This window comes from Microvirga massiliensis, assembly GCF_001006805.1.
Taxonomy (GTDB): domain Bacteria; phylum Pseudomonadota; class Alphaproteobacteria; order Rhizobiales; family Beijerinckiaceae; genus Microvirga; species Microvirga massiliensis.
Window position 1 is genome coordinate 891,334 of record NZ_LN811350.1, and the last position, 24,766, is coordinate 916,099.

The following is a 24,766-nucleotide window of genomic DNA, read 5'->3' on the forward strand; positions in this document are numbered from 1 at the left end:
TTGTTGCCCGCGGTGCACGGCGTTATGAGGCCCGCTGCCAGTAGCCCTTGAACGTGCGGCTGATCGGGCTAGCGAGGGCCAGAACCAGCGTCCGAGTGAAGGCCGATCCGTTGGGCAAACGGCGGTGATCTTCCTTCCAAGCGGCCTCGTTGGCGTACTGATAGAGGTAGCGCGGGGAGACGTGGTGGTGCTGGCCGCTCACCATCCGGCGCAGACGGGAGAAGTAGCTCTCGACCCAGTTCGTGTGGTCGTTGCCCTCGACGTAGGACAGCGAGTGATTGATCCGGCCCATCGGGAAGAAGGCGTGCAGCTCGTCCCAGTGTGAGGCTTCGTCGGCAAACATCGCGGCGTCGGCGGCAACGTGCTTGCGGGCGATCTCGACGCCGTCGGCTTCTTGCAGAGTCACGAAGGGCAGCGTGCGGCCACCGCGTTCGCGAAGGGCCACCACGACCCGGCGCTTGCCGGTCTGGTTCTCGCGGAGGCGGCGGTCCTTGCGATCCTCCTTGCGGTTCTCGGGGCGGACATGGCCGCCGAAATAGGCACCGTCGATCTCGACCTCGCCGTCCATGACGAGGCCCTTCATCTCGGCCGAGAGGGCTTCGCGGAGCTTATGAGCCAGCACGAAGGCCGTCTTGTATTGGACGTTCAGGTCGCGCGAGAGCTGGAGGGCCGAGAGGCCCTTTACGGCGTTGACGAAGATCGCAATGGCGCCGAGCAGATCCGTGAAGGCCATCTTGCGCGATGCGAAGATCGTCCCCGAGGTGACCGAGAACTGATGGCCGCACGCTTTGCACTTGAAGCGGCGACGGGTGGCGATGTCATAGGCTTCGGCACAGGAGCAGCGAGGGCAGACCGGAGCGCCGTTTGTGGCGGGCCAGCGCAGTCGGCGGAAAGTCTCGTAAGCCTTCTCCTCGCCACCCTTGTAGATCTCCTTGAGGGAGAGGGTGCGGGCCTGAGCCGAGAGGAGGAAGTGTTGTGCCATTGGTCGCCAAATCCGATACCTTGGTATCGAATATGATGACATATGGTCACGTTGTCAATGCCATTCGTATCGAATATGATGACCTTGGGCATCAGATACGGAGACGGGCATGCCGGACCAGGACTGGCAGGAGCGGACCAAGAACCTCCTGAAGGCAGAATTGAAGCGCCGGGGCGTGAGCTACCGGGATCTGGCCGAACGGCTGGAGGCTCTCGGGGTTCGCGAAACGGAGGCGAACATCAAGAACAAGATAAGCCGGGGCGGCTTTACGGCCGTATTCCTGTTGCAGGTTCTGACAGCAATTGGAGCGAAGGAGATCCGCCTGGACTGAGCACGACAATCATCAGCCCAAACGAATGTCTGGAATGTCCCCGAAGTCCTGTATTAGTTCTTTTTCAACCAACAAATCCAAAAACTTCCTGAGAGCGACCTCATCGACCTCTCGTTTCCCATCAACCACTCGAACTGCATCAGAATTGTTCTCGCAAAACTTGTCGAGCGTTCTGGAGATGTAAGCGTTGAACTTGACCAGCTTCTTTTCGCCCTCGGAAAGCCCGCTAATGATCTCCCTTTTCCCGACGAGATTGTCGAGAAACGAATAGCCAATGGTGATTGTGGGCTCTTTCAGCTGGCCCCAAGGGCTGTCCCGCATAACGCGCTTTGCATCCTCGTCAGATATCCAAACCTGCTCTACCAACGCGCGTCTCCACCGATACCGAAGGTTGTGGCGCAATCGCCAGAACCACCTTAACGGCCAAATCATCACGACGAGGCCGCCTAAGACAAGAGTGACCCTGAACCAATCCTGATTCACGAAATCGGCGACAGTCACCGCATGCCGCGCGAGGGCCAGAGCGAGCGGGTCGTTTACCACCGCGTCGATCCAGCCCAACAGAACGTCGAACCAGCGATACCAAGTTTCCAAGTCGTCTGGGACGCCAGCAAAGCCCAAGATGGTGGTGACCACCCCAATAGTCCCCCACCCCCGGCGCCCCATCCGCCGAACTGCCTTCCAAATCCTACGCCGCCCCATGAGGGGCAGCTAACACCACATGCGACATCCTGTGTAGTCATTCCCGCGCCACCCCGGCACGGAGCACTGCCAAGCTTTGGCTTGGTGCATTTGCTACATAAGGCCGAGGAGCTCGCGTGGCGAGAGCGGCGGCAGGATCGAGGCGAGGCGCTGCGCGAGCATCGACTTGCCGGCACCTGGAGGACCGCTCATCAAGAGATTATGCGATCCGGCAGCCGCGATCTCGAGGCTGCGCTTCGCGCTCTCCTGCCCCTTGATGTCCCTGAGATCGGGAAGCCCCTCCGGCACCGGAGCAATGGCGGGCTCGGGTCGTCGCAGGATCTGCGTGCCCTTCACATGGTTGGCGAGCTGGATCAGGGAGCGTGGCGCAATGATCTCGATCTCCGGACCCGCCCAGGCGGCTTCCGGTCCGGATGCCTCGGGGCAGATCAGGCCATGTCCCCGCGCATGCGCGGCGAGCGCCGCCGGAAGCACGCCGGCGACCGAGGCGATCGATCCGTCGAGCGCCAGTTCACCGAGCACGGTGAAGCCCTGCAGGGCATCGGAGGGAATGGCGCCGATCGCCGCCATGAGCCCGAGCGCGATCGGCAAATCATAGTGGCTCCCTTCCTTCGGGAGGTCTGCCGGCGCGAGATTGATCGTGACGCGTTTCGAAGGGAGTGCGAGACCGGATGCCGTCAACGCGGCCCGGACCCGTTCGCGGGATTCCGCCACGGCCTTGTCGGGCAGGCCGACCAGAATGAAGGCGACGCTTCCGCCTGCGATGTGGACCTGAACATCGACCTGGCGCGCCTCGATTCCTTCGAACGCCACCGTCGAGACGCGTGTCACCATGCTCGAACTCACTGCTGTCCGGAGCATCGCGCGAGAGCGTTCGCCTCGCGCGATGCGCAGGCCGACGGCCAACCTCATCGAGCGTAGCTGTAGCGGAAGACGGAGAACAAGGCCGGTGGTCGCCCGATCCGGCGATTCACACTCGGCCAGATGGAGAGGGCAGGATCGGTCAAACGGCCAGAGACAGTCGGCGCTGCGGTCGCGCCGACTGCCCGCCGCTCCTCACGACTCCCGGAAGGCCCGGGACATGCTGTCCCTGAGCGGCTGCATCAGATATTCCAGGAACGTCCGCTGCGCCGTCATGATGTAGACCTCTGCCGGCATGCCCGGCGTCGGCTCGAAGTTCTTGATCGAAGAGGACTCGGCCTCATCCAGGGCCACGCGCACCACATAGACATCGCTGCGTACTCCCGGATTGCTCTTGTCGTCCGGCAATGCGTCGGCCGAGACGTAGACGACTTTTCCGGTGATCATCGGGGTCACGCGCTGGCTGAGCGCCGAGAGGCGGACAGTTGCAGATTGTCCGGAATGCACGTCGTCGATGTCCTGAGGCCTGACGCGCGCTTCGACCACGAGGTGATCGCGCACCGGCACGATGTCCAGGATGCCCCTGCCGGGCTCGATCACGCCGCCGGGCGTATGATAGCGCAGCTTCACGACCACGCCTTTCACGGGCGCCGTGATCGCGACCCGCTCGACGACGCGAGTAGCAGCGCGGATCCGCTCGCGGACATCGTTGAGTTCGGCCTGCGCCTCCTGCAGCTGTTCGGTGGCCGTCTTCTTGGCCGCGTTGTGCAGGCCGAGGATCTGCTCGTGGATTCGCGCGATACGCTCCTTCGCATCGCCGATCTCGCCGATGAGGCGGCCCGTCTCGCCCTGGAGATTGGCCTTGGCCCGCTTCAGGGCGAGCACTTCGGACTTGCGGATCATGCCGCCTTTCAGGAGGCCGGACTTGGTATCGAGCTCTTCCTGGATCAGGGCGAGCTGCTGGTCGACGGCCTCCAGCTGGGTGTTCCCACCTTTGATGCGCTCCTCTAGTGCGTCGATGCCGGCCTCGAGGGTTGCGGCCTCACTGTGCAGATTGTTGCGTCGCGCCTCGAAGGCGTTGCGCTGGGCGAGGATGATCCCCGCAATATCCGGGTCCTTCTGGGCTGCGCTGACGAGATCGGGCGGGAAGGCAACCTGCTCCTCGTCGCGGGATTCCGCCTGAAGGCGGGCTTCCATGGCGGAAAGGCGCACTTGGCGGAGCGTCAGTCGGCGTAGCTCCGCCCGGGGCGCCGTATCGTCGAGAAGGACCAGGGGTTGGCCGGCCTCGACCGAGTCGCCTTCCCGGACCAGGATCTCCTTGATGACCCCGCCCTCCAGGTGCTGGATCGTCTTATTCTGGCCATCCGTCACGAACACGCCGTTGGCGACCACCGCCCCGGCGATCGGAGCGGTGCCGCTCCAGAACCCGAACCCGCCGAGCGCGAACACGATGGCGGCGAATCCATAGAGCGTGGGGCCCTTCGTACTCCGGGGCACATCGGCGTACCATTCCTTCTGGGCTGTCGGCTGCGTCATGACTGTCCCCGTCTGCTCACTCGGCCAGCCCGCTGCCCGGGCGCTTGCCGGCCAGGATGGGCAGGATCTCGTCCCGTGCTCCGAAGGCCTGCACGGAGCCGTCCTTCATGATCAGGATCTTGTCGACGCTCTTCAGAAGCGCCGGGCGCTGGGTGATGGCGACGACCGTAATCCTGCGCTCCTTCGCCCGGATCAGGGCACGCGCGAGCGCCACTTCGCCGGGATTGTCCAGGTTCGAGTTCGGCTCATCGAGGACGACGAGTCTCGGGTCACCGAAGAAGGCCCGTGCCAAGCCGATCCGCTGCTTCTGCCCGCCGGACAGCGGGCTGCCGTCCATGGCGACGATGGTCTCGTAGCCTTGCGCGAATTGCGAGATCATCTCGTGCACGTCTGCCATTTCCGCCGCCTCGAACACCTCCGCGTCGGTAGCATCGCCGCGCATGCGGGCGATGTTCGCCTTGATCGTGCCGGGGAAGAGTTGCACGTCCTGAGGCAGGTAGCCCACGCTCTCCCCGAACTGGCGCGGGTCCCAATTGCGCAGATCCATGGAGTCGAGCCGGACGGCGCCCGCCGTGGGCGTGATCGAGCCCACCAGCATTCGCCCGAGCGTGGACTTGCCCGTCCCGGAGGCGCCGACGACGGCGAGGGACTCGCCCGGCTCAAGGGTGAAATTGATGCCGTTGAGGATGACTTTCTTGTTCGGCGGCGGCACATAGAGGACGCGCTCGACATTGAGCCGTCCCTCGGGCCGCGGCAGACGCAGGCGCTCCAGGTTCAGGGGCGAGTTGAGAAGCAGGCTCCGGATCCGTCCATAGGCGCTGCGGGCCGCCACGAAGCTGCGCCATCCCTCGATCGTCCCTTCCACGGGAGCAAGCGCCCGCCCCGCCACGATGGAGGCTGCAATGACCATGCCGCCGGTCAGGCTGTGGTTGAGGGACAGCCAGGCACCCCATCCCAAAATGCAGACCTGCGTGCCCAGGCGCACCAGCTTGGATAGCGCCGACATCAGGATGTTGCGATCCTGGGCGTTGACCTGGGCCTTCAGGGATTCCGCCGTCTCGCGGCCCCAGATCATCACGCTCTCCGGGATCATGCCCATGGCATTGATCACCTGCGCGTTGCGCGCCATCGCGTCTGCCTGCAGGTTCGCCCGGGACGAATATGCGCTCGCCGTCGAGAAAGGGGCGGCCGTGAGCCGCTGGTTGAAATAGGCGACCACGAGCAGGATGACGCCGGTGGCGCTGACGATCATGCCGAGATCGGGATGGATCAGGAACACCACCAGCAGATAGACCGGCGCCACCGGGGCATCGAGCATCATCAGGAGGACGGGGCCGGTCAGGAAGCTGCGGAGCTGCTGTAGATCGGCCAGGGTCTGGAATTCCTTGCTGGAACCAGCCTGGGACGCTTTCGCCGCTGCGGCGAGGACCGGAGCCCCAAGCTTGCTTTCCGCCTCGACCGCGATGCGCATCAGAATGAAGCGGCGCATCATGTCCATGAACACGTGCATCACCACGGCGCCGACCACCACCACGGTCAGCATGACGAGCGTGTCGATGCTGCGGCTCGTCAGGACGCGGTCCGAGAGCTGGAACAGGTAAATCGGCATCGCCAGGATGAGAAGGTTCACCGCGAGCGAGAAGACCGCCACCGTGACGAGATTGCGCCGGCACCGATTCAGCCCTTTCCCGAGAACCTCCCGGAAGTCGCCGTCGCCGGAGCGCCTCTGCAGGGGAACGCTGCCGCCGCGGCGTCCGCCACCACCTCCCTGGCTGCTGCCCGAACCGCTACCCTGCCCGCCGCGTGACGGCCTCTCCGGCTTCACGTCTTCGGCGCTCGGGATGGGTGAGGGCGAGCCCGATGGGACCGGGGCCTCGGCGCGTGTATCGGGGGTGGCCACCCGCAGGAGCTGGAAGGGTTCCGCCCGGGGCAAAGTCAGGGCGCCCGCGTCTCTGCTCATGTGCAATCCCTTTGACAATTCGTTTGCGTGTCAATTCTTTGCGGCCTGCCCATAGGACGGCCCTAGGCGAGGACGGATCCCATCATGTCGTCGTGAGACGGGATGCCCTTGGCCAGGGCCGAGGCGTCATCATGGCTCTCGACCTCGTCGAGCAGGCCGCTGAAGGCCACGGCCTCCGACACCAGCGCCAGCGTATCCGGGCTCAGGACCGCCGAACTCGCATCCACATATTCCGCCTGGATCAGGATCGCGTCGGTGTAGTGCTCGCCGCCCAGATATTGGTCGAAGACGCCACCCACATCGATGATCTTGGCGACGTTCTTCGCGTCGTTGCCGCCGCTCGCCAGCCACTGATCACCACGGCCCCCGGGCAGATGCTGGAAGGCGACATCGGCATCGACGATGACGTTGGTCTGGGTGACGACGTTGATATCCCAGTAATCCCCGCGCACGAGGAGCACGCTGAGATGCCCGGTCGCGCTGCCCGCGAAGCCCGACCAGTCGTCGAGACTCGCCTGCTCGTGCCGTCCAAGCCTGCCGATCAGATCTTCGAGATGGTCGGTCACGCTCTCGAAGCCGCGGACGCCGTAATTCTCGATGGCGGCCTCGTTGACGAGATGATTGCGGCCGCCATGCAGGTGGGTCTCGCCGATCTCTTCGGCGGCTGTCGCGCCGAGGATGTCGTCGTCGATGAGAACGTTGGTCTGGGAGATCAGATTGAAGTCATGATAATCCCCGAGAACGATGATGACGTCGTAGTTTCCGAGATCGAGGAAACGTGCGGCATTGCCCTGTTCGTTACCGCCGATGAACGCTGTACTGTATCCATCGGAGGCGCTCTGGATCGCCTCGTCGTTGTCCAGAATCCAGTTGCGCTGCACCAGGGCCTTCACATCGAACACGTCGCCATCAGCAATGGTGACGTCGACCTTGAGACCATCGGGCCCGATCCTGTCGCCCCGTCGGCCTGCGATCTCATCCGCCATGAAAGTTGCGACGTTGAGCGCGAGGTTGTCCCCCGTGAGCGCCTGGGCGGAATGCGCCGTCTCCGGCAGGACCTGGTCACGATCGCTGTAGACGTTCGCCTGAACGATGGCGTTGGTCTCGAAATAGTCCCCCAGCACGACGAGGGTTCCCGCCGACTCGTTCAGGTCAGCGAGGACGGCAACATTGATGGCCTTGTTTCCGCCGGTCTCGAGAACCTGTGTGCCGGCGCCGCCGGTCTCGGGCGGTTCCGGGCGGGCCGGCGGCTCGGAGGGCTCGCTCTCCACGAGAGTGCCGTTGACGTAGGTACCGGCCTCAGCCTGCGCACCACCGCCATTTCCGTTCTCCCGGAGCGCAGCATCGTGTTCGGCGACGAGGTTTTTCCAATCGAGCGGTGCCTGCCCCGCGGGAACGAGAGCCTCGGGTATCGCCGCCCGGGCCTCCCCGAGAAGGGTTGCCAGGGTTTCAGGAACATCGAGCGGGTGCATGCCGCTCAGGCCAACACCTGACTCGCCGATCAGCGAGTCGATGTCGGATAGGAGATTCATCTGGGTGACGGCCGCGAGCTTGTCGTTCGCGCCGGCCTCGTAAGTGACGCCGTATGCGGGCGGAGCCGAATCGCCGGGCCCGGAAGGTAAAGGCTTGCCATGGGCATAGCCAAAGGACGCCGGCGCGACGCCCGAGGCGATCAGCGGGACCTTGGCCAGGACAGCGCCGAGCGAGGAGTGGACGGTCGCGGGCGCTTCAACGAGTTGCAGTGTCGGCTCAGCAAGAGGCTTCAGGAGAGATGCAGCGGGTGCAACCGGGAGGCTGACTGTAATCGCCTTGGACCCCAACTCGGGAAGATCACCCCGCGGGAGGCCATCGGGCGTCAAGTCGACGTGATACTCGACGGCACGAGTTTCGTAGGCGAACGGGTCATGAGTGACGCGGTCCGCAGGGGTGTCCTCGAAAAGGCGCAGGTAACTCGCAAAATGCCAAATGATTTCCGTAGTGCCGCCGTCCGACATGCCATTCCCTTCGCATCGATGCGGTACAGGCAGGATCCTCCCCGCCTGAAGGCAAGGGAGCCCGCGCAAATGCGCGGGCTCCTGTCGTCGCGATGGAGACTAGGAGATGTCGCCGCCGTCGGTGACGGTGCTGTCGCCGCCCACGACCGACATGTCGATGTTGTTGTACTGGATGTTGGCACCCATGACGATGTTCTGGGTGAATGCCTCCATCGACGCGACGCCGTCTGCGCTCGCCGTGACGCTGCCGCGATCGTCCAAGTCGTCCGCACCATCGGCCCGGCCACCGTCCGCGTAGGCATCCTGCTTGAACCAGGAGTCGTTCTCGACCTTGGGATTGTAGAGTCTGTCGTTGTCAGTCATCTCGCTGACTTGCGAGATGTTGAACATCGCGTCGTTTCCGGCGCCCGCAAGCGTGCCGGCGCCCACTACGTTGAGGACGTCGAAATTGAGGTTGTCGAGCTCCAGCCAGTCGTCGTCGGAGTTGTAGCTGTCCTCGATCTTCTTGAACGCGTCGGAAATGGCAACATCGACCGTGGTGTCGATATCCGTTGCATTGTAGCTGTCCTTGACGTCGTCGTCGGACACCGAGACAGACTTCGAGAAGCTGTCGTTATCCTGGTTATAGCTATTCTCGATATCGTTATCTTGGTTGTAGCTGTTCTTGACGTCGTCGTCGGACAGGTTCACCGACTTCGTGATGGTATCGTCGTCGGACAGGGAGACCGTTTTGGTGTAGGTATCGTTGTCCGTGATGGTCTTCGTGAAGGTGTCGTTGTCCGAGTAGTTGTTGCTGTTGGTATCGTTGTCCTGGTTATAGCTGTTCTTCACATCGTTGTCGGACAGAGATACCGTCTTCGTGTAGGTGTCATTGTCGTTTTTGGTGTAGCTGTCGTTATCGTTGTCGGTCTTCGTAACGGTGATGTTGTCGTTGTCGCTGGAATTGTGACTATTGGTATCGTTGTAGCTGTTGGTGTCGTTACCGACGTTCTCGATATCGTCTACGGCAACCGCAAGGCCCAGGGCCGCTGCAGCAGAGCCGGAATTGACGTTACGGGTATCGGAATCGCGAGACATGTGCGTGCTCTTTCGTCTTCGGGCACGGCTTCTCCGTCGTCGCTGATCATCTTCGTCTGCGACGGGTGCGGTCGGCTCGTGCCATTACTGTGCGGATTGTGAAATTTACGGTCGGATCTCCCGAGGCCCGCCCGACGCAAGGACCCATGGCTCTCCGTGCCGTGAGGAAGTAGTTGGTTCTTCCGAGTGCGTGACCTCCTTCCATTGCGACTGCTGTGAGGCCGCCTGTGGTGCCCCAGCCCCGCCCGAGGCGCGCGTCCGCATTCGACGTCCCGGCAAACGGGGCGGCGACAGAGACGCGAAACTCGGGACACTCGCTGTTTGAGGAAGCGCAGATGGTGAATTGCAGACGGCTCAGGCAACAGCCCGCGCACCGTCAACATCTGCTACTGGATCTCAGGCCAGCGCCCCCCATCGTCCTTTTCAGGCGGCTACGGCCAGCGATCCGGTTTTCTCGTCAACCCCAGACAGTGAACGAATGGTAAAAATAACTTTACGTTGGGTCAATGTGGAAGACGTCTTAACGGCTTCCGCTTTCGACGTAGCCGTCGGATTAAAGACCGTGGAGAGTTCATCCCTCGGGACAGCTTGCCGGAGCGCAGATGTGAGCGGATTGACGGCGTGGCTTGGACCAAGGTGAAAATGCGTGTGGGCCGTGCCCGAAAAGTACACCAACCGAGGAGTATTCCGTGACGACCCGACTGCCGCCGCGTCCCGGTTTCGAAGCGATCGAGGCCGCTGCTCCGGAAACTGCAAGCCGGCGCACTCTCATCCTGGCCCTGATCGGCAATATCAGCTTCAGCTGGTCCAACAACGAGAGCATGTTCATCTACGTGCTGATGCTGCTTCTCGACACCGATCAGACGGCAGCGGCCATTGTCTTCTCGACCCTGAACACGACGCGAGCCCGACTCGACCTCGTGCAGCGTCTTGCAGCCGTGAAAATCATCGACAAGGCAGTAGCTTCCCGGCTCGAGAAACTGATCGAGCGCTTCAATGCCTGTACGAAGATTCGGAACGAGTTCAACCACTGCATGTTCGGCCTTAATGAGAGCGGCGAGATCACCCACACTCACCTGATGAAAATCACGGAGACGAAGGGGCGCCTGAAGTTCGGCGCCGTGCGGCCGGTCGATGATGACCGGATCAGGGAGATGCAGGAGGTGATTGCCGATCTGAAGGTGCTCAATCGCGACCTGTGGGACTTTCTGCCCGTGCTGGAGGCCCACATCCGTCAGCAAAGCCAGCCCGACGCCCGCTTGCGGACCGAGCGTATCGAGCCGTGATACGAGAGGCCACCTCGGCCGCCCGCTCCTGCGCGCCATGTCGTATCGCGCGAGATGGTCATGGCGGCCCTATCGAACTCGCGGCCATGACATTCGTGTCGGGAACCTGGGCAGGCCGTCGGCGTTGTCGACGGTTTGAGCGGAAAATGCGCGGCGATCCGGGCGTTGGAGGGGCATAGATACTGGAAGTTCCGCCGGGCGAGCTCTTCCGTTCGCGGCCTTCCGGGTGTTGAATGTTCTTCGAAGGCGTTGCGTGATGTTGCGTTGCTAGTCGAGGCAGGGATGTCGAACAGATCCCGGGCCCGTCACCTGGGGGCTCAACGAGTGGCGGCCGAAGGGTCCGATCATCCCTTCATGGCTGCCTTTTATGCGGCAAGCGTCCCGATGCTGATCGCGGACGCCCTGCTCGACGACAGCCCAATCCTCTTCGTCAACGATGCCTTTCTGGATCTCACGGGCTATGCGCGCGACGAGGTCATGGGACGGAATTGCCGATTCCTGCAGGGTCCGGGCACCGACCAAGCCGTTGCTTCCCGGATTGCAGCGGCGATCTCAGCGGGCGAGCGGATCGAGACGGAGGTCCTGAACTACCGCAAGGACGGCACGCCGTTCTGGAATGCTCTCACGATCAGCCCGATCCGCAACGAGGCTGGCCGCCTTCGCTACTTTGTCGGATCACAGGCCGACATTAGCGCCAGGAAAGAGGCTGCCGTACGTTTCTCCGCTGCGGAAGAGCGCCTCGAGCACGTGGCCGACGAACTGCAATCCGCCCTCGATCGGAAGACGGCCCTCCTTCACGAGGTCGACCATCGGGTCAAGAACAATCTCCAGGTGATCGCATCGCTCGTTCACCTCCAGTCGCGGTGCCTGAACGGCGAGTCCGCAGAGAGCGCGCTTTCCAATCTGGCAGAGCGCATCGGCGCGCTGTCGACGGTGCATCGCCTGCTCGACCCTTCCGGCGATACCGGGCGTTTCGATATCGCGGCCTTCATCCGTGAGCTTCTGGAGGAAATCGGAGCCGAACCGGGCGCGAGCGGCGTCCGAGTCGATCTCGCTCTCGAGCCCCTGACGGTCCCGGCTTCGCAGGCTTCGGCCCTGGGTCTCCTCGTCAACGAAATTGCAGGCCGTGCCATGCGGCAGGCTTCCCTGGAGAGCGACGACGGACGGCTGCATATTGCCGTCCGGCAAGCGGGAACGAATCTGGTCATGACGGTCGAGGGTGACGGAGTTGGGCTGGGCGGCGATCCGGATGCCTCGGGGCTCGGTCACCTGCTGATCAACATGCTCTCGAAGCAGCTCAAGGCCGAGATCGATTGGACAGATGCACAGCCTGGAACGCGCGTCACGATCACCGTGCCGCTCGCCGGGCGCCAGGATTAGGCCAAACCTATTCCGAGCCGATCGCCTTCAGGCGATAGAGCGCCTCGAGGGCCTCGCGAGGCGTGAGAGCGTCGGGATCAAGGTCCGCGAGCGCTTCCTGAAGACGATCCGGAGCAGGCGCCTCCGGGGCCGGGCGCGCCGCGGCTGCGAACAGCGGCAGATCCTCGACGAGGTTGCGCGCCGGACGCTCGCGCTCCGTTCGCTCCAGTTCCGACAGGATGACGCGCGCCCGCTCGACCACGGCCGGCGGGAGCCCCGCAAGGCGTGCGACCTGCAGGCCATAAGAGCGATCCGCCGCGCCTGGCACGACCTCGTGGAGGAACACCACGTCGCCATGCCATTCCGCAACGCGCAGCGTGGCGTTCGAGAGCCGCGGGAGCCGCTCCGCAAGGGCCGTGAGCTCGTGGAAGTGGGTCGCAAAGAGCGCACGTCCTCGGTTTCGCTCGTGCAGGTGCTCGATTGCCGCCCAAGCGATCGACAGCCCGTCGAAGGTGGCAGTGCCGCGACCGATCTCGTCGAGGATCACGAGGGAGCGCGGGCCGGCCTGGTTCAGGATCGCAGCCGTTTCGACCATCTCGACCATGAATGTGGAGCGGCCTCTTGCAAGGTCGTCCGCGGCGCCGACACGAGAGAACAGCCGGTCGACCACGCCGATCCGGGCGATCCGGGCCGGAACGAAGGAGCCCATCTGGGCGAGGACCGCAATCAGGGCGTTCTGGCGGAGATAGGTCGACTTGCCGCCCATGTTCGGACCGGTCACGAGAAGGATCCGGCCGGCCTCCTCGCCCGAGAGATCGCAATCGTTGGCGATGAAGGCGGTTCCTCGCGCCTTGAGGGCCGCCTCGACGACGGGATGCCGCCCGCCCTTGATCGAGAAGGCGAGGCCATCCTCCATGACGGGCCTGACCCACTCCCGGTCGGCTGCGAGTTCCGCCAGGGCCGCCGTCACATCGATGACCGAGAGTGCATCGCAGGCGCGCGTGATGATCTCGTGATGGCCGACGAGTTGCGCGACGAAGCTCTCGAAATGCGTGAGCTCGATCTTCACCGAGCGATCGGCCGCGGAGGCGATCTTCGCCTCGAGGCCGCTCAATTCCGTCGTCGAGAAGCGCATCGCGCCGGCCATGGTCTGGCGATGCACGAAGGTGTCTCTAAGCGGCGGCTTCACGAACTCCTCGCCCGCCGCCTGTGGGACCTCCACGAAATACCCGATCAGGTTGTTGTGCTTGACGCGAAGCGCCCGGCAGCCGGTCTCGGCGGCATAGCGCGCCTGCAGCGCCGCAATGACCTGACGTGAATCCTGTTGAAGGGCGCGCGCCTCGTCGAGGTCCGGATCGTAGCCCTCGCGGATGAAGCCGCCGTCGCGTTTCAGGAGCGGCAGGTCGTCGGCCAGCGCGGCCGCGAGCGCCTCGGCGAGCGCCGTGTCGAGTTCCGTGAGCGCTGCGGCAGCTGCCCCGATCTCCTCCGGGAGATCGCCGGCCTGGCCGAGGAGGTCCGCCATCGCGCGTGCGGCGAAGAGCCCGTCGCGAAGAGCGGCGAGGTCACGCGGGCCGCCGCGATCGACCGCGAGCCGCGACAGGGCACGGGCCATGTCGGGCGTGCGCGCCAGCGCGGTCCGCAGGGCGTCCCGCAGATTGGACTCGGCCCGAAGATGATCCACGGCATCGTGCCGCCGGCGGATCAGCGCGAGATCCGTCAATGGCCCTGCCAAGCGCTCGGCAAGAAGCCGCGCCCCGCCGGGAGACACGGTGAGGTCGATCGAAGCGAGAAGGCTGCCGTCCCGCTGCCCCTGCAGGGTTCGCGTGAGCTCCAGATTGGCGCGGGTCGCGGGATCGATCGCGAGCGTCCGGTCCGAGGCACGCCGCCGAGGTGGTTCCAGGACCGGGCGTTGCGCGAGCTGCGTGCGCGCGACATAGGCGAGGGCGCAGCCCGCCGCTGCGATCTCGGCCCGGTCGAACGCCCCGAACGCATCGAGCGTCGCGACCCCGAAATGCTCCTTGAGGCGGCGCTCGGCGGAAGCCGGGTCGAGCCCGTCCCGGGGCAGCACCGAGATTGCCGCGGAACTCTCGGTCCAGAGGGCGCGCAGGTCCGGGTCGTCGTGGATAGCGTCCGGAAGCACGATCTCGCGCGGCGCAAGGCGCGCCAGGGCCGACGGGAGGTCGGGCTGGCCTGCGCTTTCGACGAGAAAGCGGCCGGTCGAGATGTCGATCGCCCCAAGGCCGTAGGTCCAGGCCGTGTCCGAGAGACGGCGTCGCGCGACGGCCACGAAGAGATTGGCCTCGCCGGGATCGAGGAGACGCTCCTCCATGAGCGTGCCCGGCGTCACGAGGCGGATCACGTCCCGGCGTACGACGGATTTGGATCCGCGCTTCTTCGCTTCCGCGGGATCCTCGGTCTGCTCGCAGACCGCGACCCTGTGGCCCTGTGCGATCAACCGCTGGAGATAGTCGTCGGCACGCTCGACCGGCACGCCGCACATCGGGATTTCCTCTCCGAGGTGTCGGCCGCGCTTCGTCAGGACGATCCCGAGGGCCCGGCTGGCGATCTCCGCGTCCTCGAAGAAGAGCTCATAGAAGTCGCCCATGCGGTAGAACAGGAGGCTCCCGGGATGAGCCTCCTTGATGGCGAGATACTGCGCCATCATGGGCGTGACCCGGCCAGCCTCCGCGGGGCTGCTGCGGGGCGCTTCGGGAGCGCCTCGGGCCTCTTCTGTCTCTGGCAGTGATCCGATGCGGGATTGCGCCTGTGCGCCGGCTTGGGACATGCCGGGACCCTATCAGAGGCGGTGCATGCCCGCACCCGAGGCGAACGGCCGCCGGGAGGAGTGTGGACAATCAGGGTTGCCGAAGCGGAGGCCGCTCGACGGGTTCTTGCTTGAGCGGCGGCGAGCGGGTGCTAAGGTCGCCAGCCCTTCCGCTCCGGAATAATACGACCATGGACGAAAACCGCCCCGCCCGCCGCAACCGGCCGAGCTTCACGGATCAGGAAGCGCTGCAGTTCCATGCCCAGGGCCGGCCGGGCAAGCTCGAAGTCGTGGCTACGAAGCCGATGGGGACCCAGCGAGACCTCTCGCTCGCCTATTCGCCAGGGGTGGCCGTGCCCGTGAAGGCGATCGCCGACAATCCGGTCTGCGCCTACGACTACACCGCGCGCGCCAACCTGGTGGCGGTGATCTCGAACGGGACCGCCATTCTCGGCCTCGGCAATCTCGGTGCGCTCGCCTCGAAGCCCGTGATGGAGGGCAAGGCGGTTCTCTTCAAGCGCTTCGCGGATGTGGACGCCTACGACCTCGAGATCGATACCGAGGATGCGGAAGCCTTCGTGAACTGCGTGCGCTATCTCGGCCCAACCTTCGGGGGCATCAATCTCGAGGACATCAAGGCCCCCGATTGCTTCATCATCGAAGAGCGCCTGCGCGATCTCATGGACATTCCGGTTTTTCATGACGATCAGCACGGCACGGCGATCATCGCCGCCGCGGGCCTCATCAATGCGCTTTACCTAACCGGCCGCGACATGGCCGAAACCCGGCTCGTCGTGAATGGGGCCGGTTCGGCCGGCATTGCCTGCACCGAACTCCTGAAGGCGATGGGCTTCGCGCCGAACAACGTCATCCTCTGCGACACGAAAGGCGTGGTCTATCGCGGTCGCACCGAGGGTATGAACCAGTGGAAGTCGATGCATGCGGTCGAAACATCGGCACGCAGCCTCGCGGATGCTCTCGACGGTGCTGATGCGGTCTTTGGCCTGTCCGTGCAGGGGGCCTTCACGGAAGACATGATCCGCTCGATGGCCGACAAGCCGATCATCTTCGCGATGGCGAATCCGGATCCGGAAATCACGCCGGAGGAGATCGCGCGCGTGCGGGACGACGCCATCGTCGCCACCGGCCGGTCCGATTATCCGAACCAGGTCAACAACGTTCTGGGCTTCCCGTACATCTTCCGGGGCGCGCTCGACGTGCGGGCCACGACCATCAACATGGAGATGAAGATCGCGGCGGCTCAGGCGCTGGCCGAGCTCGCGCGCGAAGACGTCCCGGACGAGGTGGCTGCCGCCTATCAGGGCACCCGGCCACGCTTCGGCCGCGATTACATCATCCCGGTGCCGTTCGATCCGCGCCTGATCCAGAAAGTGCCCATGGCCGTCGCGCAAGCAGCCATGGACTCGGGCGTCGCGCGGCGGCCGATCCCCGATATGCGCTCCTATCGCGCGCAGCTCTCGGCGCGCCGCGATCCCGTGGCGGGAATGCTCAACCAGGTCTTCGAGCGGCTGCGGCGGTTCCCGAAACGCGTGGTCTTCGCCGAGGGTGAGGAGGAGCAGGTGATCCGTGCCGCCTTGTCCTTCGTGAACCAGGGCCTCGGTACGGCCATTCTGGTCGGGCGCGAGGAGCGCATCAACGCGACCGCAGCAGCGGGAGGCTTGGACATCAGCGGGCGCGGCATCGAGATCCACAATGCGCGCCTGTCTCACCGCAACAGCGTCTATGCGCAATTCCTCTATGATCGCCTGCAGCGGCGCGGCTATCTCTTCCGCGACTGCCAGCGTCTCATTAATCAGGATCGCAATCACTTCGCGGCGTCGATGGTCGCGCTCGGCGATGCCGATGCGATGGTGACGGGCGCGACCCGCAACTATTCGACGGCGCTCGAGGACGTTCGGCGCGTGATCGACACGAAGCCCGGTCATCGTGTGATCGGCATATCGCTGTGCCTGGCACGCGGCCGTGCGGTTCTCGTCGCCGACACGGCGATGCATGAAATGCCCAGCGCCCAGGAGCTCGCCGAGATCGCCATCGAGGCGGCCGGGGTGGCTCGCCGTTTCGGTTACGAACCGCGCGTCGCATTGCTGTCCTTCTCGACTTTCGGACACCCGAAGGGCGAGCGTGCGGAGAAGATCCAGGAGGCGGTCCGGATCCTCGACGAAATGCGCGTCGAATTCGAGTACGACGGTGAGATGGCGGCCGATGTCGCGCTCAACCGGGATGCCATGGCGCTGTATCCGTTCTGCCGCCTTACGGGTCCCGCAAACGTGCTCGTGATGCCGGCTTTCCACTCCGCTTCGATTTCGACCAAGCTTGTTCAGGAACTCGGTGGCGCGATGGTTGTCGGCCCGCTGATCGTCGGTCTCGACAAGCCCGTGCAGATCGTCCAGCTCGGCGCGACCGATACGGATCTCGTCAACATGGCGGCCCTCGCGGGCTTCAATATCGGAGGCTAAAGTCCTCATCGTGCGGGCGCCCACGGCACGCCCGCTTCTCCCTTCCTTTCTCGGATCTGCAAAAATCCTTCATGACGAACAAGGCCACCACCGTCGTCTTCGACGTCGGAAATGTTCTCCTGCGCTGGGACCCGCGCAATCTCTACCGGCGGATCTTCACCGGGGCCACGGAGATGGAATGGTTCCTCGCGAATGTCTGCACGCCCGAATGGAACGTGGAGCAGGATCGAGGCCGCGACTGGGACGAGGCCGTCGCCCTTCTCGTGAAGCAGCATCCGAAGCACGAGACCGCCATCCGCGCCTTCCACGAGCGCTGGCACGAGACGATCTCGGGCGTCTTCGAGGACAACGTCGCTCTTCTCGGAGATCTGCGGATTGCGGGAGTTCCGACCTATTGCATCACGAATTTTTCCGGAGCGAAGTTCCGGGAGGCCCGTGAGCGGTATCCGTTCCTTGCCCAGTTCGATGGCGTCATCGTATCCGGCGACGAACGTCTCCTGAAGCCCGACCGGGCCATCTTCCGCCTTCTCCTCGACCGCTATGGGCTCGTCGCGGAGGACTGCGTCTTCATCGACGATTCTCCCGCGAATGTGCGTGCCGCCCGAGATGTCGGGATGGGTGCGATCCACTACGTGGAAGGCCTCGATTTGCGCAACGAATTGCGGGCCTGGGGCATTCGCGGGATCTGAAGGACGAAGAGGCGTGCGACGGGCCGCTGTGCGCAAAAGCGCGGGAATCTATGCGAGGGGAATGGCAGGACGAGACACCTGAACGGCCTCGTCATTGCGAACGGAGTGAAGCAATCCGGGTGCGCATCCGTCGATGGGTGGATTGCTTCGCCTGCGGCTCGCAAGGACGGTGAGGCGACGTCTCAGGCTAGAGGCCTGCGGTTCGCAAGCACGAGGTGGCAACGACGACGAGGACTGAGGCATCGTAACCGGCCTCTGAACCTTGCCCATCACGCCCGTTTGCTCGATCAGGCCGCATGCGCCGGTTCGATACTCCGCTTCCCATCGATGACGTCCTCGACGATCTCGCGCGGTCGCTGCGCGAGCGCGCGAACGCCGTGCTCGTCGCTCCTCCCGGCGCGGGGAAGACGACCCGCGTTCCGCTGGCGCTCCTCGACGAGCCATGGGTGAGGGGCGGCAAGATCATCCTGCTCGAGCCGCGCCGGCTCGCGGCCCGCGCGGCCGCCGACCGGATGGCGCGCACGCTGGGCGAGGAGGTCGGCGGCACGATCGGCCTGAGGGTCAGGCTCGGTTCGCGCATTTCTGCGCGGACGCGGATCGAGGTCGTGACCGAGGGCGTCTTCTCGCGGATGATCCTCGACGATCCGGCCCTCGAGGGCATCTCCGCGGTTCTCTTCGACGAGTTCCACGAGCGCTCGCTCGATGCCGATCTCGGCCTTGCCTTCGCGCGTGATGCGCAGACGGGGCTCCGGGAGGATCTGCGCCTCCTCGTGATGTCGGCGACCCTGGACGGTGCGCGCGTGGCTTCGCTCCTCGACGATGCGCCGGTCATCCGGTCGGAGGGGCGGGCCTTCCCGGTTGAGACCCGCTATCTCGGGCGGGACCCGAGCCGCCGGATCGAGGATGCGGTTGCCGATGCGGTGCTCCGGGCCCTGAGAGCCGAGACCGGCTCGATCCTGGTGTTCCTTCCCGGCCAGGGGGAGATTCGCCGTGTCGCGAGCCTTCTTGAGGAGAAGATCAGCGATCCGGCCGTGGACATTGCGCCGCTCTATGGGACACTCGATCGCGGCGAGCAGGACCGCGCCGTGGCGCCGGCCCCGCCCGGCCGCCGCAAGGTCGTTCTCGCGACGTCGATCGCCGAGACCTCGCTCACGATCGAGGGGGTGCGCGTGGTGATCGATTCAGGGCAGGCGCGCATTCCGGTCTACGAGCCCGGTGTCGGTCTCACCCGTCTGGAAACGGTCCGGGTCTCGCGGGCCGCTGCCGATCAACGCCGCGGCCGCGCCGGGCGAACCCAACCGGGTGTCTGCATTCGGCTCTGGGACGAGGCTGCCACGGGCTCGCTCGAGCCCTTTGCGCGGCCGGAGATCCTCGCCGCCGATCTCGCGCCGCTCCTCCTCGACTGCGCGGCCTGGGGCGTGACGGAGCCCACGACGCTTCCGTTTCTGGACAAACCTCCTGCCACGGCCCTCACGGAGGCACGCGGCCTTCTCCGGGACCTCGGGGCGCTCGATGAGGCCGGCCGCATCACGGAGGCCGGCGAGCGATTGCGCGCGCTGGCGTTGCCGCCGCGGCTCGCTCGCATGGTGACGGTCGCGGCCGAGAGCGGGCGCGAAATGGCGGCGGCGATGCTGGCGGCGGTGATCGTCGAGCGCGGCCTCGGAGGCGATTCCGTAGACCTGGGCGAGCGGCTCGAGCGGTTCCGCCGGGACCGATCCCGGCGCGCCGAGGACATGCGCCGGCTCGCGCAAGGCTGGGCACGCACCGCTCAGGAGGGCGTCACTGCGGCGCCCGAAGCAAACGACGACGAGGAGCCCGGCCTTCTCGTTGCACTCGCCTATCCCGACCGGATCGCGAAGGCGCGAGGCAAGCCCGGGGAGTACCTCATGGCAAATGGGCGCGGCGCCTTTATGGAGCCGCACGAGCGCCTCGCCCGTGAGTCCTTCCTCGCATTGGCGGAGATCAGCGGCGGGGCTGCCGCGGCCCGGATCGTGGCGGCGGCGACGCTCCCGCCGGATCGGCTCAACGAGGCGGTTGGCAGTGCCGCGACCGAGACCGACGAGGTTCTGTTCGACCGGGAGGCCCGTGCCCTGCGCGCCCGACACGTCCGGCGCTACGGCTCGCTCGTGCTTGCGGAGCATCCGCAGCCGGTGCCCAGGAGTCCCGAATCGGCCCGCCTGCTCGCCCGCGGAATCGGCTCGCTCGGGATGTCAGCTCTGCCGTGGTCGAAGTCGCTCGAGCAATGGCGGGAACGGGTCCAGTTCCTTCGGGCCGCGGAGGGAGCGGAATGGCCGGACCTCTCGGACGAAGCCCTGCAGAGCACGATCGAGGATTGGCTCGCGCCCTATCTCGAAGGGTGTACCAGCCTCTCCGAGATCGGCCCCGACCGTCTCTCGGAGGCTCTGAGGGCATTGCTGCCGTGGTCTCTGCAGCGGCGCCTCGAGGCGGAGGCGCCGACGCATGTCGAGGTCCCGACCGGATCGGCAGTTCCCATCGATTACGGCTCGCCGGAAGGTCCGGTATTGGCGGTGCGCGTCCAGGAACTGTTCGGCCTCGACCGCCATCCGACGATCGCAGGCGGCCGGGTGTCGCTCATCCTCCATCTCCTCTCGCCCGCTCACCGGCCGATTCAGATCACCAGGGATCTGCCGGGGTTCTGGCGCGGCTCCTGGGCTGCGGTCCGGGCGGAGATGCGCGGCCGCTATCCGAAGCATCCCTGGCCGGAGGATCCGCTCAGCGCGCCGCCGACACGGCGAGCGAAGCCCCGCGGAACGTGACGCCCTCAGGAGACTTCTGCTGCCCGTCGCTCCTCGGCGAAAGTCTTGATCAGCCGTTCGGCCGTCGCGCGGTTGAGCGCCATCGGAATATCGTAGACGAGGGACAACCGCATGAGCGCCTTCACGTCGACATCGTGCGGATGGGGCGAGAGCGGGTCGACAAAGAAGAAGAGCGCCGTGATCCGCCCTTCAGCGATGAGCGCACCGATCTGCTGGTCACCCCCGAGCGGGCCGCTCTTGAGGCGCCTGACGGCGAGATCCGGGCAGCATTCGATGACGCGCTGGCCGGTCGTGCCGGTCGCGAACAGGCTGAAGTGCCGTAGCACGTCTCGGTGACGGCTCACGAAATCGACCAACTCCGCCTTCTTGTGGTCGTGCGCTACGAGCGCGATGGTCGGCCGCTCATCGAAGGTGGGAGTGACTCTGCTCATACCTCATCCAATTCCATCGTCGCGTCGAGCAAAGTCACTATTCGTTGCCCATCCGGTCCCGCCATTGCGTCTCGCCGACCATGCAGTTGGTGCGCGCCATGTCCTGTGCCTTCCGCACCAGTTCCTGCGGCGGGGCGGCCGCGACCTCGAGCAGGATCTTCGTCTTGATCGCCTGTGCGAACTGTTCGCGCTCACGGATGGGAACCATGAACGACCCCAGCCCGCCGATGACGCAGTCCCGGTAATACAGGTCGAGATCGGGGACATCGAGATATCCCGGCTTCTTGAGCATGAGCGGCAGGCCGTTGATCGTGATGCCCTTGGCCACCGCCTCGTCTCGCGCGGGCACGACGGGACGGCCCTGGTTGTTCGGCCCGTCGCCGGAAATGTCGATGACCTGCCGTGTCGCCTCGAATCCGCTCTCAGCGAGGAGGTTCGCGGAAAAGTCGATGGCGCCGGATACCGACGTTCGCTGGGCGCGCCGCAGCGGCACCGAAGCGATCCTGTCCGCGAAGGCGAGAACGCTTTCCGGGTTGTCGAGCACCGACCACGGCACGATCACTTTCTGGTCGCCGCTGCCGGCCCATTCGACATAGGTCACCGCGATCCGGCCGATCATACCGCGCTGGATTGCATCATGCACGAGGGGTGACTTGAAGGCTTGCGCAAAACCCTCGCGCTGCAGCGCCTGTTCCTCCGGGTCCATCGAATACGAGATGTCGACGGCGAGAACGAGGGCGAGATCCACGTCGGTTGCGGCGCGGGCCGGTTGGAACGGGGTGAGCGCAAGGAGCAGGAGCGCCCATGCAGCGACGGCACGACTGCAGATCACCCGCGGCATCATGGCCTCCCGCGTTCGTCGACCCGGCACACGAGTGTGGCAGCTTCGGTCGTATCTGAAAACACGCGAAAGCGGCACAGGTTGCAGGAAGGAGCGCGAGCGGGCCCCTCCTTCCTCAGATCTTCCGGCGTTCGTCCACCAACGCCAGGGCCGCGCGAAAGGCGGCATCGGCGTCGAGATTGGTCGTGTCGAGCGTCAGGGCATCCGCGGCCGGTTTCAGGGGAGCGGTCGCGCGGGACCGGTCGCGCTCGTCGCGCCTACGGATATCCTCCAGAATGGCCGTGAAGTCGGCCGCCACACCCCGTCCGACAAGCTCGAGATGGCGGCGTCGGGCCCGTTCCTCCGCAGTGGCGGTGATGAAGAGCTTCACCTCGGCGAGCGGGCAGACCACGGTTCCGATATCGCGCCCGTCGAGCACGGCGCCGGGGAGCTGCGCCGCGAAATCCCGCTGGAATGCGAGCAGCCTTTCGCGCACGCCCGGGTGAGCCGAGACGATGGAAGCGGCATCGCCCATGCCTTCGTCACGCAAATGGGCGTCGTTCAGATCGCCGGCTGTCAGCGCCTCCGCAGCGCGCTCTGCGGCCTCCGCATCGTCCAGGCGCGCCCTTGCGTCGAGTACATGTCGCGCGACCGCCCGGTAGAGGAGGCCGGTGTCGAGATGCGGCAGGCCGTAATGCGCCGCGAGACGCTTTGCGAGCGTGCCCTTGCCCGATGCTGCCGGGCCATCGATGGCGATGATCATGGCCGTCAGTCGAGGATGGTCGCTCCGAGGCCGCGCATCAGACCCAGGAAGCTCGGGAAGCTCGTCGCGATCATGCGCCCGTCGTCGATGCGCATGGGCTCTTGTGTGGCAAGGCCCATCACGAGGAAGGCCATGGCGATGCGATGATCGAGATGGGTTGCGACTGTACCGCCGCCGGGGACCTTCCCGGCACAGCCTTCCACGATGAGATCATCTCCCTCGATGCGGTGGCGGACGCCGGCAGCGGCAAGTCCGGCAGCGACCGCGGCAAGACGATCGGACTCCTTCACCCGCAATTCGTGAAGGCCGCGCATCCGCGTCTCGCCTTCGGCGAAGGACGCGGCGACGGCGAGCACCGGGTATTCGTCGATCATTGCCGGCGCGCGTTCGGCCGGCACGTCGACGCCCTTCAGGGGCCCGGCGACGACTTTGAGATCCGCGACCGTCTCGCCACCCTCGTCGCGCTGGTTCAGGGGCTCGATTGCAGCGCCCATCTCCATGAGCGTCGTGAGGAGCCCGGTCCTGAGCGGGTTCATCATCACGCCTTCGATGACGATCTCCGATCCGGGCGTGATGAGGGCGGCGACGAGCGGGAAGGCCGCCGAGGACGGGTCCGTCGGGACCACCACGGGAGCGCCCCTGAGTTCCGGCTGGCCGTCGAGAGAGATCGCGCGGCCGTGCGGGCCAAAGGGCTCGACGGTCACGGTCGCGCCGAAGTGGCGCAGCATCCGTTCCGTGTGGTCGCGCGTCGCCTCGCGCTCGACGACGGTCGTCCGGCCCGGCGAGTTGAGCCCGGCGAGGAGCACCGCCGACTTGATCTGGGCGGAGGCCGCGGGAGTCTCATAGCGGATCGGAACCGTCTCCCGCGGGCCCAGGAGCGTGAGCGGCACGCGCCCGCCCGGGGCCTCCTCGACCACCTGGGCTCCCATCTCGACGAGAGGATCGAGAATGCGGCGCATCGGCCGTTTGCGCAGGGACGCGTCTCCGTCAAAGGTCGCGCGGATAGGATGGGAGCCGGTGACGCCCATCATCAGGCGCGCGCCCGTTCCGGCATTCCCGAAGTCGAGAACGGCTGTAGGTTCCGTCAGGCCGCCGACCCCGGCGCCCCGTACCCGCCAGCGCCCGGGGGCTTCGCGCGTGATCGCCGCGCCCAGCGCCCGGCAGGCCTCGGCTGTCCGGAGCACGTCGTCGCCCTCGAGCAGCCCCTCGATGGCCGTCTCGCCGATCGACAGAAGGCCGAGAATCAGCGCCCTGTGCGAGATCGATTTGTCACCGGGAACGCGCACGCGTCCCTTGAGACCTGCGCCGCTACGCGCCGTGATGGGAGATGGCTCTCCGCTCGTCTCGCTCACCTGACTGCCCCTTGGTTTTCGTGCCGCTCGTAACATGCGTGTCCGGCTCCGTCATCGCCCCGGCGGGTGCGGCGAGAAGGGCCAATATTGCGTTTGACAAGCCTTCCCCCCGCGACTAACGGGAGCCCTCTTCCATTACCCACAGGGCGAGCAAGCGTGGCCAAACCGGAACTCGGCACGAAGCGCCAGTGCATGAGCTGCGGCGCGAAGTTCTATGACCTCAACAAGATCCCGGGGGTGTGCCCGAAATGCGGCACCGTGTTCCAGGCTGCGATGATTCCCGTCGCGGGCCGGGTGGCTGCCCCGGTCGTGGCCCGCGGCGGCCAGGACACCGACGACCACGAGCTCGAGGCGGAGACCGGCGGTCCGGAACTCGTCTCCCTCGAGGATGTCGAGGCCGACGAGGCTGATAAGAATGTTCCCGCCGAGGAGGATGACATCGACGTCGGCGACGATGTCGCGGACGACGACACGTTCCTCGAAGAAGAGGAAGAGGGCAACGACGACGTCTCGGACCTCATTGACGGCGACATCGAAGACGACGAAGAGACTTGAGTCCCCGACCGGGGACGACTATAGAGACGCCGCTCGCTTCGGCGGCGTCC

Annotated in this window: 18 protein-coding genes and 1 pseudogene; 7 read left to right on the forward strand and 12 right to left on the reverse strand. The window is 65.3% G+C overall.

Translation table 11 applies throughout. The features are described from left to right. Positions 1-22: 22 nt before the first annotated feature. The gene (locus BN1233_RS04130) at positions 23-982 is read right to left on the reverse strand and encodes an IS1595 family transposase (protein WP_046862111.1); all 960 of its coding nucleotides are present in this window, start codon (positions 980-982) and stop codon (positions 23-25) included. 109 nt (positions 983-1,091) lie between these two features. On the opposite strand from BN1233_RS04130, the gene BN1233_RS04135 reads away from it, so the two are divergent. Beyond that, positions 1,092-1,313 carry a DUF6471 domain-containing protein gene (locus BN1233_RS04135; protein WP_046862112.1) on the forward strand — a complete coding sequence of 74 codons (222 nt, stop codon included), beginning with the start codon at positions 1,092-1,094 and terminating at the stop codon, positions 1,311-1,313. 12 nt (positions 1,314-1,325) lie between these two features. Here the strand turns inward: BN1233_RS04135 and BN1233_RS04140 are convergent, their stop codons facing one another. From BN1233_RS04140 to BN1233_RS04165, 6 genes and pseudogenes are all read right to left on the reverse strand, one after another. After that, positions 1,326-1,949: a hypothetical protein gene (locus BN1233_RS04140; protein WP_147706951.1), complete on the reverse strand. Its 624-nt coding sequence runs from the start codon at positions 1,947-1,949 to the stop codon at positions 1,326-1,328. 165 nt (positions 1,950-2,114) lie between these two features. Further along, positions 2,115-2,849 (reverse strand): annotated as a pseudogene (locus tag BN1233_RS04145) (magnesium chelatase domain-containing protein); the annotation flags it as partial. Between the two features lie 222 nt (positions 2,850-3,071). Further along, positions 3,072-4,412, reverse strand: a complete 1,341-nt coding sequence (locus BN1233_RS04150) for an HlyD family type I secretion periplasmic adaptor subunit (RefSeq protein WP_074078245.1) — start codon at positions 4,410-4,412, stop codon at positions 3,072-3,074. Positions 4,413-4,428: 16 nt separating this feature from the next. Then, positions 4,429-6,372, reverse strand: a complete 1,944-nt coding sequence (locus BN1233_RS04155) for a type I secretion system permease/ATPase (RefSeq protein ID WP_082145131.1) — start codon at positions 6,370-6,372, stop codon at positions 4,429-4,431. A 62-nt stretch (positions 6,373-6,434) separates the two neighbouring features. Continuing rightward, entirely contained in the window at positions 6,435-8,366 is a 1,932-nt protein-coding gene (locus tag BN1233_RS04160; protein WP_046862114.1) for a hypothetical protein, read from the reverse strand. 99 nt (positions 8,367-8,465) lie between these two features. Next, positions 8,466-9,443 (reverse strand): hypothetical protein, encoded by a 978-nt coding sequence (locus tag BN1233_RS04165; RefSeq protein ID WP_046862115.1) that lies wholly within the window; start codon positions 9,441-9,443, stop codon positions 8,466-8,468. Between the two features lie 689 nt (positions 9,444-10,132). On the opposite strand from BN1233_RS04165, the gene BN1233_RS04170 reads away from it, so the two are divergent. Beyond that, positions 10,133-10,729 (forward strand): hypothetical protein, encoded by a 597-nt coding sequence (locus BN1233_RS04170; protein WP_046862116.1) that lies wholly within the window; start codon positions 10,133-10,135, stop codon positions 10,727-10,729. A 282-nt stretch (positions 10,730-11,011) separates the two neighbouring features. After that, positions 11,012-12,109, forward strand: a complete 1,098-nt coding sequence (locus BN1233_RS04175) for a PAS domain-containing protein (protein ID WP_046862117.1) — start codon at positions 11,012-11,014, stop codon at positions 12,107-12,109. A gap of 7 nt (positions 12,110-12,116) precedes the next feature. Here BN1233_RS04175 and mutS read toward each other — a convergent pair whose 3' ends face one another. Beyond that, a complete protein-coding gene (mutS, locus tag BN1233_RS04180) occupies positions 12,117-14,873 on the reverse strand; it encodes a DNA mismatch repair protein MutS (protein WP_052763692.1) in 2,757 nt (918 codons plus the stop codon). A 170-nt stretch (positions 14,874-15,043) separates the two neighbouring features. Here mutS and BN1233_RS04185 point away from each other — a divergent pair, with 170 nt between their 5' ends. From BN1233_RS04185 to hrpB, 3 genes are all read left to right on the forward strand, one after another. Continuing rightward, the gene (locus BN1233_RS04185; RefSeq protein WP_046862118.1) at positions 15,044-17,329 is read left to right on the forward strand and encodes an NADP-dependent malic enzyme; all 2,286 of its coding nucleotides are present in this window, start codon (positions 15,044-15,046) and stop codon (positions 17,327-17,329) included. Positions 17,330-17,400: 71 nt separating this feature from the next. Beyond that, positions 17,401-18,018 (forward strand): HAD family hydrolase, encoded by a 618-nt coding sequence (locus BN1233_RS04190; RefSeq protein ID WP_046862119.1) that lies wholly within the window; start codon positions 17,401-17,403, stop codon positions 18,016-18,018. Positions 18,019-18,314: 296 nt separating this feature from the next. Next, the gene (hrpB, locus tag BN1233_RS04195; protein WP_046862120.1) at positions 18,315-20,795 is read left to right on the forward strand and encodes an ATP-dependent helicase HrpB; all 2,481 of its coding nucleotides are present in this window, start codon (positions 18,315-18,317) and stop codon (positions 20,793-20,795) included. Positions 20,796-20,800: 5 nt separating this feature from the next. Here hrpB and BN1233_RS04200 read toward each other — a convergent pair whose 3' ends face one another. The 4 genes from BN1233_RS04200 to aroA form a co-directional block, all read right to left on the reverse strand. After that, on the reverse strand, positions 20,801-21,226 hold the full coding sequence (locus BN1233_RS04200) for a methylglyoxal synthase (protein ID WP_046862121.1): 426 nt from the start codon (positions 21,224-21,226) through the stop codon (positions 20,801-20,803). Positions 21,227-21,263: 37 nt separating this feature from the next. After that, complete coding sequence (locus tag BN1233_RS04205) at positions 21,264-22,070, reverse strand: DUF1194 domain-containing protein (protein ID WP_082145132.1); 807 nt, start codon at positions 22,068-22,070, stop codon at positions 21,264-21,266. Positions 22,071-22,182: 112 nt separating this feature from the next. Beyond that, positions 22,183-22,809, reverse strand: coding sequence for a (d)CMP kinase (gene cmk, locus BN1233_RS04210; RefSeq protein ID WP_046862122.1), 627 nt, complete (start codon positions 22,807-22,809; stop codon positions 22,183-22,185). Positions 22,810-22,814: 5 nt separating this feature from the next. Beyond that, on the reverse strand, positions 22,815-24,197 hold the full coding sequence (gene aroA / locus BN1233_RS04215; RefSeq protein WP_046862123.1) for a 3-phosphoshikimate 1-carboxyvinyltransferase: 1,383 nt from the start codon (positions 24,195-24,197) through the stop codon (positions 22,815-22,817). Between the two features lie 120 nt (positions 24,198-24,317). Between aroA and BN1233_RS04220 the strand changes: the two genes are divergently transcribed. Next, entirely contained in the window at positions 24,318-24,716 is a 399-nt protein-coding gene (locus BN1233_RS04220) for a TIGR02300 family protein (RefSeq protein WP_046862124.1), read from the forward strand. The last annotated feature ends 50 nt before the right edge of the window (positions 24,717-24,766 follow it).